This window comes from Paenibacillus sp. WC2504 (assembly GCF_052682475.1).
This window is the reverse complement of the sequence record NZ_JBQZFH010000001.1, coordinates 4,574,368-4,591,607: the sequence shown is the minus strand read 5'-3', so window position 1 is coordinate 4,591,607 and position 17,240 is coordinate 4,574,368. Positions and strand designations below refer to the sequence as shown.

Genomic DNA, 17,240 nt, shown 5'->3' with positions numbered 1-17,240 from the left:
AGCAAGGTCATGTTTCTTTCACAAAAATTAAAAAAGGGTGATTGCGAAATGGTAAAGAATACAAAAAAAATCGTCTGCTTAACTATGTTGATGTCTACAATGGTTGTTGCAAGTGCTTGCGGTAATTCCTCTTCCTCTAATCCCGTCTCATCCGGTGCGCCTGCAAATGATGCAAAAGCAACAGCAGCCGCCAGCGGTGAGAAAGTAACCATTACCTATGGCGGTTGGGGCCTGGATACGATGACGGAGGTTATCAAAGCCTTCCAAGCCAGTCATCCGAACATTGAAGTTAAAGCAGAGAATACACCGTATAAGCAATATTTCACCAAATTGGAAACAGCGGCACAAGGCGGAACGATGCCTGACGTGTTATGGATGAACGGACCGAATTTCATTAAGTACGCGGAAAATAAAATGTTGTTGGACTTGTCCGAAAACATCAAAAAGGATCAATTGGATCTTAAAAATTATCCGACATCTCTCGTTTCCCTATACAGCCTTGGCGGTAAGAACTACGGGATTCCCAAGGATTATGACACGATTGGATTATGGTACAACAAGAAGCTGTTCGATGAAAAAGGCGTTGCCTATCCAGACGCAACTTGGGATTGGAATAAGCTAACAGAAGCTGCGAAAAAGCTTACCGATCCTGGCAAAGGCATCTACGGCTTCGCAGCACCAATGATGAATCAAGAGGATTATTACAACACGATTCTTCAAGCCGGAGGCAACATTATTTCCGATGATCACAAGAAATCGGGTTATGATCAGCCGGAAGCGATTGAAGGTTTGAAATTTTTAACGGATCTCATTCAAGTTCATAAAGTATCGCCTACACTGGCGCAAATGACAGAAACGGCGCCTTCGGATTTGTTTACTTCCGGCAAGCTGGCGATGTATTTTGACGGTTCATGGGCAGCTTTCACAATTAATCAAAATGCCGATATGAAAAACAATGCCGATGTGGCGCCGCTTCCAAAAGGGAAAAAACAAGGCGTTGTCATTCACGGATTAGGCCACGTCATCTCCGCGAATTCCAAGCATCCGAAAGAAGCCTGGGAATTTGTGAAATTCCTTGGCTCGAAAGAGGCGGCAGAAGTAGCCGCTAAACAAGGAGGAGCGATTCCGGCTTTCAAAGGTTCTGAAACAGCTTGGTTAGCGGCATTCCCGCAATACCACGCCAAAGCGTTCATCGATATGACGGAATATGCTTCTCCTTATCCGGTTTCCAAGAATACATCCGTATGGACAACTTATGAAACTGAGATTTTGAAAAATGCATGGACAGGAGATAAACCGGTAGCTGACGCAGCCAAAGAGCTCGGCGCCAAAATGAATCAAGCGCTAGCTGCAGAAAAATAAGCTTTCGGTGCGGAGGTTCGTTTGCAAGTGGAGCGAATCTCCCTCCTAACTACACTCATGGGAGCGTGAGTACTCATGCGAATCAGCTCGAAACGCCGGTCCGATTGGATGTGGGCGTACATCATGATCACACCTTTAATGCTCGGTTTGCTCGTTTTCTACATTTGGCCCGTGTTTCAAACGTTTTATTTTTCATTCACGGATTGGGGTTCATTCGGCAAGTATACATGGTCAGGTTTGGCGAATTATAAGCAGCTTTTTACAGATAAAGATTTGCTGTATGCCTTTCGGAATACGGGCATCTACATTATTACGGCTGTCCCGGTCGGCATTGTTTTATCCATTATCTTAGCTGTTCTGCTGAATCAAAAGGTAAAGGGGTTATCGGTATATAGAACCCTGTATTTTCTCCCTGTCGTCACAATGCCTGCAGCGGTTGCCATGGTGTGGAAGTGGTTGTATAATTCCGACTTTGGACTGATTAACTATGTGCTCAGCAAATTGTCCATTACAGGGCCGCACTGGCTGACGGACAATCGTACGGCATTATTATCTATTATCATCGTTGCCATCTGGAGTTCAATTGGCTCTCACATGATTATCTTTTTGTCAGGCCTTCAAGGCATCTCGGAGTCTTATTATGAAGCCGCATCGATCGATGGGGCAGGTTCTTTTACCAAATTCACTCGAATTACGATGCCTCTGTTAACACCGACGATTTTTTTCGTCATGGTAACCTCCCTCATTGGTGCGTTCCAGGTATTTGATTACATCTATATGATGGTTGGCGAAATTGTTATGGAATCTACGCAGTCGATTGTATTTTTATACTACAAATACGGGTTTCTCAAAAATGCCAAGGGGTACGCCTCTTCCATTGCCGTCATGCTTTTTGTCATTATCATGTTAATTACTTACATTCAAATGAAAATTCAGAAGAAATGGGTTCACTACGAATGAGAGGGGCGAGTGTATGAATACGAAACCAGTCAATCAGAAATCGCTTCGAATCGGCGGAATCCATCTTATCCTCATATTGGGTGCAATTATCATGGTTACGCCATTTATCTGGATGTTTCTTACATCGGTAAAAACATTAGGAGAGTCAACGGCCATTCCTCCCGTTTTGCTGCCAAAAGCTTTTCAATGGAGCAATTATGCGAAGGTTTTTGTAAACTTGCCGTTCTTTACTTTTTATTGGAATACATTCATAACAACTTTGGTTAAAGTGATTGGTCAACTGATTATTTGCTCGTTGGCGGCATATGCTTTTGCAAGGATAGCTTTTCCAGGACGTCACTTCTTTTTCATCCTGATGTTGTCGGTGCTGATGGTTCCTGGGCAAGTGTTTCTTATTCCGCAGTATATGATTATGAAGGATCTCGGCTGGTTGAACTCTTTGACAGCACTTATTGTACCTGGTTTATTCAGTGCTTTCGGGACGTTTTTGCTGCGCCAATTTTTTATGACGCTGCCTAATGAATTGGAAGAAGCCGCGAAGTTAGATGGTTGCAATCAGTTCCGCATTTATTGGCAAATCATGATGCCGCTTGCAAAATCCGGGATGATTGCGTTGGCTATTTTCACCATGTTGTGGTCATGGAACGATCTGATGTGGCCGCTCATCGTCAACTCCTCACCGGATAAAATGGTACTGTCCGCAGGAATCGCATTCCTGGAAGGGGAGCACAAAACGAATTACACGATCATTATGGCAGGCTCCATGATGGCAATTTTGCCAATGATCATTATTTTCTTTGTTTTCCAACGTTCTTTTATTCAAGGGATTGTATTCACAGGAAGCAAGTCTTAATCAATGGCATATATTAGCCTATCGGTATCAATATCGTTATAGACGAAGTCACAGGAGATGAGTATTTGATGCAAAAAGTAACGGCAATCCTGCTCGGCGCAGGTGATCGAGGGGCACAAGCTTACGCGCCATACGCACTGAATTACCCGCATGAATTACAAATTGTAGCAGTCGCTGAACCGAATGAGGAGCGTCGTGCTGCCTTTGCTTCCGCACATGGGATTGCGCCGGAACACGCTGTTGAGAATTGGGAACAACTGCTTGCACAGCCCAAGCTGGCGGATATCGCGATCATTTGTACGCAGGATCAAATGCACTATCACCCTACATTGAAGGCGTTGGAGCTTGGTTACCATGTTTTGTTGGAGAAACCGATGTCTCCTAGTCCGGAAGAGTGTGTGGAGATGGAACTCATGGCGAAGAAGCACAACAGGCTGCTAACCATTTGCCATGTTTTGCGGTATACAGCTTTCTGGACGGCAATGAAACGAGTGATTACAGAAGGTAAAATCGGACAAATCGTCAATATTCAGTTGAATGAAAATGTCGGTAACATGCATATGGCACACAGTTTTGTACGCGGGAATTGGAATAATTCCGATAAGTCTTCCCCTATGATTTTAGCCAAATCATGCCATGACATGGATATTCTCTCTTATATCATGGGCGAGCCATGCGAGCGTGTCAGCTCTTTCGGTTCGTTGATGCACTTTAATGAAGAGAATGCGCCTGCAGGTGCGCCTGCGCGATGCTTGGACGGTTGCCCGGCTGAAATGAGCTGTCAGTACTACGCACCTAAATATTATTTGGGCGCAGGACGCCGTTGGGCGCGTAAATTCACAACAGATACCAGCAATGAAGGCATCATTGAAGCGCTGAGTACGACGCCTTACGGGAAGTGTGTGTATCACAGCGATAATAACGTCGTTGATCATCAAGTTGTCAATATGGAGTTCGCGAGCGGTGCGACTGCGATGTTCAGCATGTGCGGATTTACCCGTGATAACACGCGCATTCTGCAAATCATGGGCACGAAAGGCGATCTTCGCGGCAATATGGAAGAGAACGAATTCACCATCCATGATTTTGTGACGAATGAGAAAACGACCGTGCGTGTGCACGCCTCGGAAGAGGGGCACAACGGAGGAGACGCGGGCATTGTGCGCAGCTTCTTGAGCGAAGTCAGAACGTATAACGGCGGAGAAAGCAGCTCTTCCGCTTCCGTTTCCGTGCGCAGCCATCTGATTTCGTTCGCAGCGGAGGAATCCCGCTTGAACGGCGGCAAGCCCATTGCGATTGAAGAGTTTTATAAACAACTCGTTACGATATAAACAAAACGCAAGCGACCAGAGAGACTGGCTGCTTGCGTTTTTTTAGGAAGACGGGTAGTAAATAAGCGTCTTATATACAGCTTTGCGATCAGACAAATTCGTATACGTGTGCGGACGATCTGCTGTGAAATGGATCGCATCGCCAGGTTGAAGAATGTAGCTTTCTTGAGCAATAGAAATTTGCAGCTTTCCTTCGACCATTAGAATGTACTCTTCGACACCCTCATTATGCGGCTCAGAAGCATGGGTACAGCCTTGCTCCATTTCGACGGTGTAGATTTCGAAACTTTTTTGCGGGTGAAAAGGGAAAAGGGGATAGGCGCGATATTGGCCGTCCTCCTCATCAAAGGAAGAAAGATCTTCGGAGCGAACAACCGTAATCTTGGGTTCGTCATCCTCAATTAAGCTCGTGAAGGAGATTTGTAGTCCGCTCACAATTTTCCATAAAACAGAGATCGTTGGGTTAGAATCTCCCCGCTCAATCTGTCCGAGCATAGCTTTGCTGACACCCGTCAATTCTGCAACCTGATCTAAGCTTAAACCTCTTGTTTTCCTTATGTTCAGCAGCTTTCTGCCTACCATTTTGTGTATCGGTTCCTGCATCAACGTGACTCCTTTTATTTAATTTGTGTCCGTAAAAATCGCCTATTTACAATATAACATACATTCGTGTACTATGGTATATATAGACAGTAAAACGCACGTATGTGTATTATATTGCATATTTGTCCTAGGAGGAAAAATGATGGGCGCAACAATGATAGGGTTGGTTAAAGAACACCGAGGACCCGGTGCTACACTGAAGGAAGTTCCCGTTCCCACGATTGGCGACGATGAAGTGCTCGTTCACATTAAGGCAACTTCCATTTGCGGAACGGATTTGCACATTTACAATTGGGATGCTTGGGCTGATAAAACGGTGCTGACTCCGAATGTGTTCGGGCACGAGTTTGCGGGTATCGTTGTTGACATCGGGGACCGTGTACGAGGCGTTAAGATCGGAGATCATGTTTCAGCAGAGGGACATATGATTTGCGGCACCTGCAAGGCTTGCCGAACCGGAAATGGGCATGTTTGCCCGAATACGAAAAGCTTTGGGATTACCGCACCGGGATGTTTTGCCGAATATGCGGTTGTGAAAGCAAGTAATATTATTCATAATGCGCCTGAGCTGCCTTTTGAAATCGCTTGTTTGCAAGATCCGCTAGGGAATGCGGTGCAAACCGTTTTGTCCGGAGACATCGTGGGTAAAACAGTGGCGATTATCGGCGTAGGACCAATTGGCTTGCTTGCCATTAAAGTAGCCAAAGCTTGCGGAGCTGGAGCCATTTATGCGGTAGATATTAATCCAAACCGGTTAAAGATGGCTTTGCAAATGGGGGCTGATGTAACTATAAACGCTATGGAAGCGCGTACATCTGAAGAACTGCGCAGATTGACGGACGGCGAAGGCGTTGAGGTTGTGCTTGAAATGTCCGGGAACCCAGTGGCGATTGCAGATGCTTTTGAAGCTGCGGCCAATGCAGGCAGGGTGTCCTTGCTCGGAATTCCCACGAAAGAAGTAAGCTTGGACGTAACGAATCAAATTATTTTCAAAGGCCTCAAGGTAGAAGGCATCACGGGTCGTAAAATGTACCAAACCTGGTATCAGATGAAAGGTTTATTGAACCAACATCGGGTTGATCTCGCATCCGTCATCACACACAGATTCACGCTGGATCAGTACGAGGAAGCATTCCGTTTGATGCATGAAGGGCAATGCGGAAAAATCGTGTTTACTCATTAAAACACAAGCTTGGGAGGGCAAAGATGAATTACTTAAATGATTTGGCGGCAGATATTGAAGGCTGGAAGCGCGATGGACGTTACCGCACGATAAAAGTATGGGAAAGCGGTTCGGATACATGGATGAATTTGAACGGACGCAAAATTCTCCAAATGTCCTCCAATAATTATTTGGGATTGACCCATCATCCCAAACTGAAGCAAGCTGCAATTGAAGCCATTGAGAAATACGGCGTTGGCAGCGGGTCGGTGCGTACCATTACAGGGACGCTGGATATTCACGAACAGCTTGAGCTTGAGCTGGCTGCATTTAAAGGCACGGAAGCGGCGCTCGTGTTTCAATCGGGTTTTACAACGAATCAAGGCGCACTGTCTTCGATTCTAGGCGCAGACGACGTTGTCATCAGCGATGAGTTGAACCATGCGAGTATCATTGATGGCATTCGTTTGACGAAGGCGAGCCGTAAAATTTTCGCCCATAAAGATATGAATCAGCTTGAAGCCGTGCTGAAAGAAACGCAAAAACATCGTAAGCGTGTTGTGGTAACGGATGGCGTATTTAGTATGGACGGCGATATCGCGCCGCTGCCTGAAATTGTTCAATTGGCCGAAGCCTATGATGCCATTGTGTATGTCGATGATGCCCATGCGAGCGGCGTATTAGGGAAGAACGGCAAAGGCTCAACCGATCATTTCGGACTTCATGGCCGTGTTCACATTCAGATCGGGACACTGTCCAAAGCGATTGGAGCTGTTGGCGGTTATGTTGCCGGTGCGCAATTGTTAAAGGAACATTTGATTCATACGGCAAGACCGTTTCTGTTCAGCACCTCGCAGACGCCAGCGGTAGCAGCTACTTGTTTGGCGGCGATTCAGGTGCTGCGCGATAGTGAAGATTTGGTAACCAAACTATGGGAGAATGCCAATGGTTTCCGCAGTGAATTGCAGCGTTTGGGCTTCGACACCGGAGCAAGTGAAACGCCAATCATTCCAATCATTATCGGCGATCCTGCGCAAACGATGCGTTTCTCGGACCGCCTGCTTGAAGAAGGCGTATTCGCGCAAGGGATTGTTTACCCGACCGTTGCCATGGACAAAGGGCGTGTCCGCTTGATCGTAACGGCACAGCATACGAAAGAAGATTTAGCGTTTGCTTTGAACAGCTTGCAAAAGGTCGGCAGGGAATTTGGATTGGTGTAAAGCACCGTAGGCGACACCGCGGTATTTTCGGATGTGGACAAAGATTTGCGGAATAGAAAGTCAGTTGCTCCTATATAATTAGGTCGATAGTTACATTTTGTAACATAACCGATGAGGAGTGATGGGATTGAGCAAGTTCCGTAAGCAGGCTTTCATCTTCTTTATTCTTAGCGTGTTGGTGCTCGCGTTCAGTGTAGTTCCGGCAGCAGCTGCAAGTGATGACTATGACATTTTTTTGAAACTGGATGGGATTAACGGGGATTCGATAACAAAAGGGTATGAGAAGTGGATCCAGCTGAATGATTTTTCGTTCGAAGTGGCAAATAAGGCGACGGTGGCTGCCGGAAGTGGATCTGGCTCAGGCAAAGCTACCGCCCAACCGATATCGATCAACAAAAATTTTGATTCAGCTTCGATTCCATTATTCTTAAATACAACGACGGGAAAAGCAATTGAGAAAGGCCAAATTGTTTTCGTCAAAAATACCGGAAATGAAAAGCAGGTTAGTCTTGTCATTGATTTGGAAAAAGTCCTCGTCAGCAATTTTAGCTTATACGATACGCATGAGAGCATTGAACTCACGTATGGAGCCATTACGTTTAAATACAATGTCGTTGGTCCTGATGGAAAGACGACAAGTACGGTGACGGGTGGTTGGGATTTTACAAAAAATCAGAAAAAGTAAGATAGATGAATAAGGATTTAGGGCTAGCGATAGGGCTTACTCGAGAGGACTGAAAAGGCCTTTTGGGTAGCCCTATTTTCATACAAGCAGGGGGATTATGTAAACTGTACTTCTCTTCTCGATGTCGATATAATTGGAATTATTTCTCAGATATTGAGGAGGGAAGAGCGTTTATGTTTATGGAAGAGGAGGTCATCGTATACTTGAGAGCGGGTTTCCTGATCGTAATGCTGCCAGTGATGGCGGTCGTCCTTTTCTTAATGCTAAAATTCAAGAGGATGGGATACGGATGGTTTTTGATCCATCTGGTGCTGTTCTCGATTGGAGCTCTTTGGTGGATACGGTTGCTTGAAACTAGAGCTTTTACCAGTTCTATTTATAATTCCCTCATGATCGCGATGATTGGTATTCTCTGGCTGATAAGTATGATCTTTTTTGTCAAAGGTTTATTTTCACTACGTAATAAGGGGGCGCGCGTGTGATTAGATCGGTGGGAATAGGGATTATCACGATGGCGGTAGTGTTGCTAAGCTCAGCTTGCTCGGATAAACTCAGTTCAACGACAAAGTCGAAGATGGTAGATAGTCAGACAAAAGCAGGCAACGCCTACACGATACTCGCGGAAAAGCTACGAACACCATGGTCGATTCAGTTCGATGAGGAAACGGTCTACGTAAGCGAGCGTGAAGGAAGTATTGTCAAAATAAGTAATGGCTCTGTGACACGTCAAAAGGTGAAGCTCAGCAAACCATTGAAGGTACAAGGAGAAGGAGGATTTCTTGGGATTCAACTAACTCCTGATTTTCATAATTCGCGCCAAGCCTATGCTTATCATACCTATGAGGAAGGCGGCAAGATTCTTAATCGCGTCATTGTTCTGCAGGAGAAAAATGGCGATTGGGCGGAAGTTAAATCACTCCTCGAAGGCATTCCTGGCGGTCATATCCATAATGGGGGCAGGCTTGCAATTGGTCCTGATCATATGTTGTATATTACAACCGGTGACTCGGGAGTAGACAAGCTTGCACAAGACGTGAAAAGTACAGCGGGCAAAATATTGCGCATGACACTGGATGGCAAGGTTCCATCTGATAATCCGTTCGCAAAGTCTTATGTTTATTCATATGGGCACCGAAACTCACAAGGTATTGCGTGGGACAAGCAGGGGCGAATGTTTAGCTCTGAACATGGTCCTTCAGGAGATCCTGGCGGGCATGATGAGATTAATCTCATTGAGAAAGGCAACAATTACGGATGGCCAGTCGTGATCGGAAACGAGAAAAAGGAAGGGATGGTAACGCCACTTTATCAAACGGGAGATAACGCTATTGCACCATCGGGGATTGCCATAGATTCGGAGGGGCAAATATTGATCGCAACCTTGATCGGGAAGAAGCTATACGGGTTCAATCCCGACACCAAGCAAATGGCTGCCGTATTGGAAAGTGAAGGGAGACTGCGCGATGTCAAGCTCCATAATGGTGATATTTATGTGCTGACTAACAACACGGACGGTAGAGGAAGTCCTTCAGCGACCGATGACCGTCTTCTGATGCTTAAGAAGTAAAAGCAAAAAACCTAATCCATGCAGCAGTCGCTGAACGGATTAGGTTTTTTTATGACATCAGTTAAGTAGTGGTTTTTTTGAAAACGAGTACGGCATTATGGCCACCGAACCCAAAGGAGCTGGATAACCCGTAATTGAGCTCCGCCTTTCTGGCTACGAGCGGTACGTAATCGAGATCGCACTCTGGATCTGGATTCTCCAAGTTAATGGTAGGAGGGATTACGCCGTCTTGCAAGGTTTTGATCAGCGCGACTGCTTCTACACCGCCTGCTGCGCCGAGCATGTGCCCAATCATGGATTTGTTTGCGCTGATGGGAACGTCGTACGCGCGGCTGCCAAGAAGCCGCTTGATGGCGCGCGTCTCCGACAAATCACCGGCAGGCGTGCTTGTTGCGTGCGCGTTGATGGTGTCGAGCTCCTCTGGCGCCAGGCCGGCATCAGCCAGCGCATCGCGCATGGCTCGGTAGGCACCCGCGCCTTCAGGATCGGTCGCCACGATGTGGTAGGCGTCCGAGGTTGAGGCATAGCCGATGATCTCGGCATGGATACGGGCACCGCGGCGCTCGGCATGCTCGAGCGACTCCAGCACGAGCACGCCGGCGCCTTCGGCGGCGACAAAGCCGTCGCGCTGCGCATCGAACGGGCGGCTCGCCTGCGTCGGCGCATCATTCCGCGTCGACAAGGCGGTCGCGTTGCCGAATCCCGCCAGCGCGAGATCGGTGATCGTCGCTTCGGCGCCTCCGGCAATGACGGCGTCTGCGCCTCCGCGCTGGATCAGCTTAAAGGCTTCGCCAATAGCATTGTTGCCTGTGGCGCAGGCCGTTACCGGCGCCAGAGTAGGGCCTTTGGCACCGAACAAAATGCTGACTTGCGCCGCTGCCATGTTGGCGATCATCATGGGCACGACGGTCGGACTGACACGGCTTGGTCCGCGGGACAGCAGAGTCCGGTAATTGTCCAGAATGGTATGAATCCCTCCAATACCAGAACCAATATAGACGCCGACGCGTTCCTCATTCGTTGCATCAATGGTAAGGTTAGCATCCTCCATGGCTTGCTTGGTTGCTGCAATAGCAAATTGTGTATATCGGTCCATACGGCGGACTTCTCGTCGACCGACGGCTGCTTCCGCATCAAAATCTCGCACAACCCCTGCGATACTGGTTTTATACTCGGATACATCCATATGATCGATTGTGGAAATGCCAGATGTTCCATTTATGAGATTTTGCCAAAAACGATCGACTTGATTGCCAATGGGCGTAATTACGCCCATTCCTGTCACAACTACACGCTTCATATCTAACGCCTCCTTGGATAGCTTTCATAACTTACTCTTAGTACCTGATATCAATAGCATGTCACACTTGTTATCCTATTACAAGTTATCGTTTATACTGGTATAATGACTTCTATGATGAGATGTGAAGGAGGAAAATGAAGTGAATACGAAGGAACGGCTGCAAGCCCTTTCCGCGTTCTTGACTACTCACCGGGCAAGGCTTAAGCCTAGCGATGCCGGGCTTCTTGGCGGCAGCCGAAGACGCACACCCGGCCTCCGCAGGGAAGAAGTGGCGGCGATTGCTGGTGTGAGCACAACCTGGTATACGTGGTTAGAGCAGGGTAGAGAAATCAAAATGTCGGTGCAGGTATTGGACCGAATCGCGATTGCTTTACAGCTCAACGAGGATGAGCGGCAATATTTGTTCATGCTGGCTCTTGAGCAGCCCGCGCCCACGACGATTGTTGATCAGGCACCGACAGTTTCGCCTGCTTTGAATCGAATTTTGGAGGAGCTTCACGATTGCCCCACTATTATTTCGGATCGCAGATGTAATATCGTCGGTTGGAATCAAGCGGCGGCGGCAGTTTTTCTGGATTTTGCGCGGGTTCCGCTGGAAGAACGCAATCTGATTTGGCTGCTTTTTACGAGGAAAGAATTAAAAGCTTTGGCTGTGAACTGGCGTGATTTTGCGATGGGCTTTTTGGCGATGTTTCGTTCCTATTATGGGCAATATCTGGGAGATAATTGGTATAGCGAGTTTATTGAGCGCATTAGCGGAGAAAATCAGGATTTTCGGACATTTTGGAATCAGAGTGATGTGAGCAGTGCTCCGGAAGTGTTCATCGAGTTTCGTCATGCGAAGGTAGGGAAGCTTTTATTTGATTTGACGACATTGCAGGTGCAGGGTCGAGCTGATTTAAGATGCAGTGTGTATACAGCGTCACCTGGTTCGGATTCGGATTCTAAAGTAAAGCAGTTGATGAGTAAAATTTAGGGTATGAGGATGGTGGGGATATGATGCTGTCTTTTAGAAAAATGAACGAGAACGACTACGACTTTTTGATGGATATGCAGTATGAATCGATTCACATTTTGGAGAACAAACCGCCTAAACTGGAATTGTTGAATGCTCCTCATCTTAAAAAATATCACGAGGGCTGGGGAAGACAAGGGGATATGGCTTTACTAGCTTTAATGGACAATGTGCCGGTAGGCGCAGGTTGGTACAGGTTATTTGATGACTCCAATCGAGGGTATGGATTTGTTGATCGCGAGACTCCGGAGCTAGGGATTGCTGTTTTACCTGCGTATCGAGGTCAAGGAGTGGGCGTTAAGCTGATGCAGGAGTTAATCGAACAAGCACAGAAAGATGGTTTCCCATCTTTATCTTTAAGTGTTGATCCGAGTAATCAAGCCGCTGTGCGTTTGTATGAGAAGCTCGGGTTTGTGTTTTGCGGCGTCGTGGGGACCTCTTGGACAATGAAGTTAAGTTAGTCTGAATTTTTGGTGAAGCAAGTGTCGCGGATGGCTTTAGGGTGAGTATTACTGGAGCCGCAGCGGCAGGAAAAACTACCGTTAATCTGCTCAATGCCGGTCCGGGCAGCGCAATAACTGGAGAAGCTCCTGCTAAATCGTCACACACTTCCCGAATTAGCCTAAATCTCTTCTGGTTAAATGGAGTTAATCCATGTAAATAGCCCAAACGTGGCTAAGAGGAGGGAATTAGCAGGAGTAATCGGCGTTATTCATAAAACATCAAGGTGCTCGCCTCGCCTAGTTAGGCCTGTTCGTTTATAGCACACAAAAAAAGGAACGCTATCCAGCGTTCCTTTTAAGCAGCTCTATTTACGTATGAGATAGTTTTTTGTCCTCACGTTCCAGTGCTTTCTGCTGCTCCTTGGTGAAGGTACAACGAAGTTTGGCTAATCCGGTATGTTCGTTGACGTAGATGATTCTAACAATGCCATGGATCGATTTCAGTTGTTTAGTCCATTCTCGCGGATCGAACATGAACATCAACTCCTTTTGAAAACGCTTTATTCTTTAATTCATCTTATGTGCATGGGACAAGTTTCATGCCTAAGGTATGGAAATGCTAAAAAAGTGGCATTCTGGTTAGTAATGACATGATTGTACGGTGGGTGAAAAGATTGAAAGTAGAAAAGAGTCAATCTGCAATATGTTCGTATTGTGAGGAATCAGCAACATTTCGGATCGGTAACGACGAGTACGCGCTGCATGCTTGTGATCGTCACGAAGATTCTGCGTATAACGAATTCGATTTCGTGAGCGGGGAGGACTCGTGGCGCATCATTTCCATCGCGTCGCACGGCTTTCCTGAACAGGCCATCATTTAAACAGGAGGGATTCCCATTCGTTTATTTCATTTGAGTTACATTCTTTTTTTCAGTGCGGTGCTGCTTGCTGGCATCATTGGAATCGCTTGGTTTGTTTTTCATCGCAGAAAAAGAAAAGCGCGTTAATGGTCATGGTTAGAAACCATAAATTAGTTTATGCAAAGAAGCCTCCACATTCCACTAAATAGGTGGGAGAGGAGGCTCTTTTGTTTTCAGCGGACACCTTTCATAAAGCCTTGAATTTTTGGAGTCATCAGAAAGAGTATGACGCTTAGGACCAATGCAATCACGCCGATAACACCGAAATACAGCATTTCCGAGTCGGGCGAGTAAAATTTCACAATCTGCGCATTGATGGCCTGGGCCGCGGCATTTGACAAGAACCACAAACTCATGGTCTGGGCTAAAAAGGCCGCAGGTGCTAACTTGGTCGTTGCCGAGAGACCTACAGGAGATAAACATAATTCTCCGATCACGACAATGAAATAGCTGAGCACTAGCCATAATGGATTAACGAGCGACTCCTTGCCACCGAAATAAGCGGGCAGCAGAATGACGAGAAAGGATACGCCGGCCAGCAGCAAACCTAATGAAAACTTGGTGGGAATGGATGGCTGCCGGTCACCGAGCTTGACCCAAATCCACGCAAAAATCGGCGCAAATACGATAATAAATAACGGATTCAAGGATTGGAACCAAGCTGGAGAGATATGTATGCCTGCAAAATCAAGTTGTGTCCGCCGGTCCGCGTAATTGGCGAGAATCGTTGATCCCTGCTCCTCAATAGCCCAGAACATGACAGACGCAATAAACAGCGGGATATAGGCGAGAACTCTGGAGCGCTCGATACTTGTGGTCTTAGGGCTTCTGTACATGACAATGAAATAAATGGTTGGAATCAGGATACCCAGCAGGCCAACGATGGCGCTAAACGTCTGGAAAGTGAGGTAACCGGCAGGGATCGTTATGACAAGTAATAGGATGATGATTACGGCGCCTAGCCCAATCCATGTCAGGACCTTCGTTTTTTCCGACGGAGAGAGCGGGTTTACGACAAATGTGCCAGCGAGTCCCAAGTTTTTTTTCTTCGTAAACAGAAACACAGCTAACCCAAGAAACATGCCGATTGCCGCTAATCCAAAGCCCAAATGGAAATTCACATTCATCCCTACAGTGCCAACGAGCAATGGGGCAAGGAAGCCTCCAAGATTGATACCCATGTAGAAAATGCTGAATCCTGCATCTCGGCGGGCGTCCTCTTCACTATATATTTCACCGACAATGCTGGATACGTTTGGTTTTAGCATGCCTGTCCCTAACACAATCAGTACCATAGAAACAAAAAATAACGCGACGCTTCCTGGTATGGCTAATACAATATGGCCGAGCATAATGAAAATGCCGCCATATAGAACAGCCTTTGAATTTCCAAAAATCCGATCAGACAGCCACCCGCCAATAATGCCGGACATATAGACAAGCGAGCCGTAAATCGACATAATGGCAAGAGCGGTATTTTCGGCAATTCCCAATCCGCCTTTGGACACTTCATAATACATATAGTAAACAAGAATTGCGCGCATGCCGTAATAGGAAAAACGCTCCCAAAATTCCGTGAAAAAGAGTGTGAATAACCCTTTCGGGTGACCGAGGAAGCCGTGTTGTGGAACACTTGAGACAATCTCCTGTTTTTTATGGATATCGGACATGAAGCAATCTCCTTTATTTAAGCTAGTTGTGAGTCTCCTGCTGTATCCCTACAAGGTAGATTTCCCAGGTAGATAAAGTTCTACACTTTAATTAAGTTCTTATTCGAAGGAAAGGGGAATTCATGCTAAAATATGCTGCAGCCATCGTGGTAACGATCGTCTTGGGGCTAAGCTCAAGAAGGTTCCCGAATGTATTTCCTGATATCATCGCTGTCAATGCCGGAGACATCCTTTGGGCAAGCATGATTTACTTTGGGTTTCGGTTTATTTGTACTAAAAGATCGTTAGCTTGGGCAGTAGGATGGAGCGTAATCTTCTGCTTTGGCATTGAATTCAGTCAATTATACCAAGCGGAATGGATTGTAGCGGTTAGAAGGACAGTCGTTGGCTCGCTGATCCTTGGAAGAGGTTTTTTGACCATTGATTTAGCTCGATATGTGATAGGAATTGCTGCTGCATGGCTCTTTGACAAGTATGTCTTCCAGCGCAGCAATCGTTAATTCAGTCAGCTTTGGAGATGATGTAATGGAAATTAGAATCATTCAAAAAGAGCAGGTCTGGCAGCTGCGGCATGAAGTGATGTGGCCGGAGCGGGAACTGGCTTATGTTCAACTTTCGGATGACGATGAAGGCGTGCACTATGGACTTTTTGAAGGGGATGCACTTCTTTCTGTCGTATCGCTATTTATCCAGGGTGAAGAAGCTCAGTTTCGAAAATTTGCCACCAAAGTATCCGATCAAGGCAAAGGCTACGGCAGCCATCTGCTTCGCCACATGTTTACGGAAGCTAAACAAGCAGGTGTGAAGCGCATTTTTTGCAATGCGAGGAGCAACAAGGTTTCTTTTTATGAAAAATTCGGGTTGACCGTAACAGATAAACAATTTACTAAAGGCGGAAAAGATTACGTTGTCATGGAACACCATGTCTTTCCGGAAGCTGATCTAGCCCAAATAAGAAAGGAAGATTCACATGTCTAAAAAGCTGTACTACGATTCTGCCTATATCCGAGAATGGCAAACAACGATCAGCCGCGTTATGGAGAGAGAAGACGGGTATTATGTCCTCTTGGATGAGACAGCCTTTTATCCACATGGGGGCGGACAGCCTTGCGATGAAGGGCATATCAACGGCGTTCCTGTCTTGGATGTCATCAGTGAAGAGGAGAATGTGCTGCATAAAGTGGCGAGTCTACCTGGAGAGGGCATTGTGTCCTGCGAGGTGAATTGGCAGCGAAGGTTCGATCATATGCAGCAGCATAGCGGTCAACATCTGTTATCCGCGGTATGCCGCGATCTCTACCAGGCAATGACCGTCTCTTTCCACTTGGGAACGGATTATGCCACCATTGATGTGGAACAGCCGGAACTCTCACCTGACCAGTTGGCAGCTATAGAGAGAGAAGTTAATGAGCAGATCTATAAGAACCGAACAGTCACCAGTTATTTCGTTACGGAAGAGGAATTGGCCAAACTGCCGCTGGTGAAACAACCCAAGGTGACGGAGAATATCCGCATTGTCGAAATTCAAGGTGTGGAATATAACGCGTGCGGAGGCACGCATGTTTCGTCAACTGGTGAAATCGGGATGATCAAGCTGCTGAAAGCGGAGAAGCAGAAGGGGAATACGCGGATTTATTTTAAATGCGGATATCGTGCACTCCAGGAGTTTAATGATAGTCTGAAGATTTTGGGCGCACTATCCATCAAATTCAACACGGGGAAAGACGAAATTATCGATCGCTTGGAGAAATGGGAATTCGAGACGAAACAATTGCAAGCGGAATTAGCCCAGTTAAAAGAGGAAAACGACACTTATGTAGCAGGTGAGCTCCTCTCCCAACGAGAAGGGAACTTGATTGTCCGCGTGTTCGAAAATAAGTCCCTGAAAGATTTGCAAAACCTCGCTGGCAAGCTGGCGGTTCAGAGCGATTGCCCAGTCCTTCTTGCCACCCTTGCGGAGAACAAAGTTGTACTAGCGAATAATAGCGCATCGTTATCCTGCGGCGTTTTCTTCAAAGCGAATTTGGCTGCCTACCAAGGGAAAGGCGGCGGGAGCGACAAAATCGCCCAAGCGGGATTTCCGTCATGGGATGACGCCGCAGCTTTCTTGGAGCACGCTAAAAAACAGGCAGCCCATCTTCTTTAG

At 46.6% G+C, this 17,240-nt stretch carries 19 protein-coding genes; 15 read left to right on the top strand and 4 right to left on the bottom strand.

The window, feature by feature from the left end; genetic code table 11:
- The first annotated feature begins 48 nt into the window (after positions 1–48).
- From ACUN27_RS20660 to ACUN27_RS20645, 4 genes are all read left to right on the top strand, one after another.
- On the top strand, positions 49–1,362 hold the full coding sequence (locus tag ACUN27_RS20660; protein WP_326060623.1) for an ABC transporter substrate-binding protein: 1,314 nt from the start codon (positions 49–51) through the stop codon (positions 1,360–1,362).
- A gap of 75 nt (positions 1,363–1,437) precedes the next feature.
- A complete protein-coding gene (locus ACUN27_RS20655) occupies positions 1,438–2,322 on the top strand; it encodes a carbohydrate ABC transporter permease (RefSeq protein WP_315949846.1) in 885 nt (294 codons plus the stop codon).
- A gap of 13 nt (positions 2,323–2,335) precedes the next feature.
- Positions 2,336–3,175 (top strand): carbohydrate ABC transporter permease, encoded by an 840-nt coding sequence (locus tag ACUN27_RS20650; protein WP_445559544.1) that lies wholly within the window; start codon positions 2,336–2,338, stop codon positions 3,173–3,175.
- Between the two features lie 68 nt (positions 3,176–3,243).
- A complete protein-coding gene (locus ACUN27_RS20645) occupies positions 3,244–4,506 on the top strand; it encodes a Gfo/Idh/MocA family protein (protein WP_445560651.1) in 1,263 nt (420 codons plus the stop codon).
- Between the two features lie 42 nt (positions 4,507–4,548).
- On the opposite strand, the gene ACUN27_RS20640 is transcribed toward ACUN27_RS20645, so the two are convergent.
- The gene (locus tag ACUN27_RS20640; RefSeq protein ID WP_127456006.1) at positions 4,549–5,109 is read right to left on the bottom strand and encodes a helix-turn-helix domain-containing protein; all 561 of its coding nucleotides are present in this window, start codon (positions 5,107–5,109) and stop codon (positions 4,549–4,551) included.
- 142 nt (positions 5,110–5,251) lie between these two features.
- Here ACUN27_RS20640 and tdh point away from each other — a divergent pair, with 142 nt between their 5' ends.
- From tdh to ACUN27_RS20615, 5 genes are all read left to right on the top strand, one after another.
- A complete protein-coding gene (gene tdh / locus ACUN27_RS20635; protein ID WP_315949851.1) occupies positions 5,252–6,292 on the top strand; it encodes an L-threonine 3-dehydrogenase in 1,041 nt (346 codons plus the stop codon).
- Positions 6,293–6,315: 23 nt separating this feature from the next.
- Positions 6,316–7,491 carry a glycine C-acetyltransferase gene (locus tag ACUN27_RS20630; protein ID WP_315949852.1) on the top strand — a complete coding sequence of 392 codons (1,176 nt, stop codon included), beginning with the start codon at positions 6,316–6,318 and terminating at the stop codon, positions 7,489–7,491.
- 127 nt (positions 7,492–7,618) lie between these two features.
- Entirely contained in the window at positions 7,619–8,176 is a 558-nt protein-coding gene (locus ACUN27_RS20625; RefSeq protein ID WP_315949854.1) for an Hcp family type VI secretion system effector, read from the top strand.
- 173 nt (positions 8,177–8,349) lie between these two features.
- On the top strand, positions 8,350–8,658 hold the full coding sequence (locus ACUN27_RS20620; RefSeq protein WP_315949856.1) for a hypothetical protein: 309 nt from the start codon (positions 8,350–8,352) through the stop codon (positions 8,656–8,658).
- Complete coding sequence (locus ACUN27_RS20615) at positions 8,655–9,743, top strand: PQQ-dependent sugar dehydrogenase (protein WP_445559543.1); 1,089 nt, start codon at positions 8,655–8,657, stop codon at positions 9,741–9,743. Before ACUN27_RS20620 ends, ACUN27_RS20615 begins: the two co-directional genes overlap by 4 nt.
- 61 nt (positions 9,744–9,804) lie before the next feature.
- On the opposite strand, the gene fabF is transcribed toward ACUN27_RS20615, so the two are convergent.
- Positions 9,805–11,043, bottom strand: coding sequence for a beta-ketoacyl-ACP synthase II (gene fabF, locus ACUN27_RS20610; RefSeq protein WP_445559542.1), 1,239 nt, complete (start codon positions 11,041–11,043; stop codon positions 9,805–9,807).
- A 142-nt stretch (positions 11,044–11,185) separates the two neighbouring features.
- On the opposite strand from fabF, the gene ACUN27_RS20605 reads away from it, so the two are divergent.
- Both ACUN27_RS20605 and ACUN27_RS20600 read left to right on the top strand, forming a co-directional pair.
- Positions 11,186–12,022, top strand: a complete 837-nt coding sequence (locus tag ACUN27_RS20605) for a helix-turn-helix transcriptional regulator (protein WP_445559541.1) — start codon at positions 11,186–11,188, stop codon at positions 12,020–12,022.
- A 20-nt stretch (positions 12,023–12,042) separates the two neighbouring features.
- A complete protein-coding gene (locus ACUN27_RS20600) occupies positions 12,043–12,522 on the top strand; it encodes a GNAT family N-acetyltransferase (protein ID WP_445559540.1) in 480 nt (159 codons plus the stop codon).
- Between the two features lie 351 nt (positions 12,523–12,873).
- On the opposite strand, the gene ACUN27_RS20595 is transcribed toward ACUN27_RS20600, so the two are convergent.
- Complete coding sequence (locus ACUN27_RS20595; RefSeq protein ID WP_157326507.1) at positions 12,874–13,038, bottom strand: hypothetical protein; 165 nt, start codon at positions 13,036–13,038, stop codon at positions 12,874–12,876.
- Between the two features lie 116 nt (positions 13,039–13,154).
- On the opposite strand from ACUN27_RS20595, the gene ACUN27_RS20590 reads away from it, so the two are divergent.
- Positions 13,155–13,385: a hypothetical protein gene (locus ACUN27_RS20590; protein ID WP_315949864.1), complete on the top strand. Its 231-nt coding sequence runs from the start codon at positions 13,155–13,157 to the stop codon at positions 13,383–13,385.
- 212 nt (positions 13,386–13,597) lie between these two features.
- On the opposite strand, the gene ACUN27_RS20585 is transcribed toward ACUN27_RS20590, so the two are convergent.
- A complete protein-coding gene (locus ACUN27_RS20585; protein WP_315949865.1) occupies positions 13,598–15,094 on the bottom strand; it encodes a peptide MFS transporter in 1,497 nt (498 codons plus the stop codon).
- A 122-nt stretch (positions 15,095–15,216) separates the two neighbouring features.
- Between ACUN27_RS20585 and ACUN27_RS20580 the strand changes: the two genes are divergently transcribed.
- Genes ACUN27_RS20580 through ACUN27_RS20570 form a run of 3 tightly spaced genes read left to right on the top strand, consistent with a single transcriptional unit; the run spans position 15,217 to position 17,240 of the window.
- The gene (locus ACUN27_RS20580) at positions 15,217–15,594 is read left to right on the top strand and encodes a ribosomal maturation YjgA family protein (RefSeq protein WP_445559539.1); all 378 of its coding nucleotides are present in this window, start codon (positions 15,217–15,219) and stop codon (positions 15,592–15,594) included.
- Positions 15,595–15,619: 25 nt separating this feature from the next.
- Positions 15,620–16,072 (top strand): GNAT family N-acetyltransferase, encoded by a 453-nt coding sequence (locus ACUN27_RS20575; RefSeq protein WP_315949867.1) that lies wholly within the window; start codon positions 15,620–15,622, stop codon positions 16,070–16,072.
- Positions 16,065–17,240, top strand: a complete 1,176-nt coding sequence (locus ACUN27_RS20570) for an alanyl-tRNA editing protein (RefSeq protein ID WP_445559538.1) — start codon at positions 16,065–16,067, stop codon at positions 17,238–17,240. The genes ACUN27_RS20575 and ACUN27_RS20570 overlap by 8 nt, the downstream gene beginning before the upstream one ends.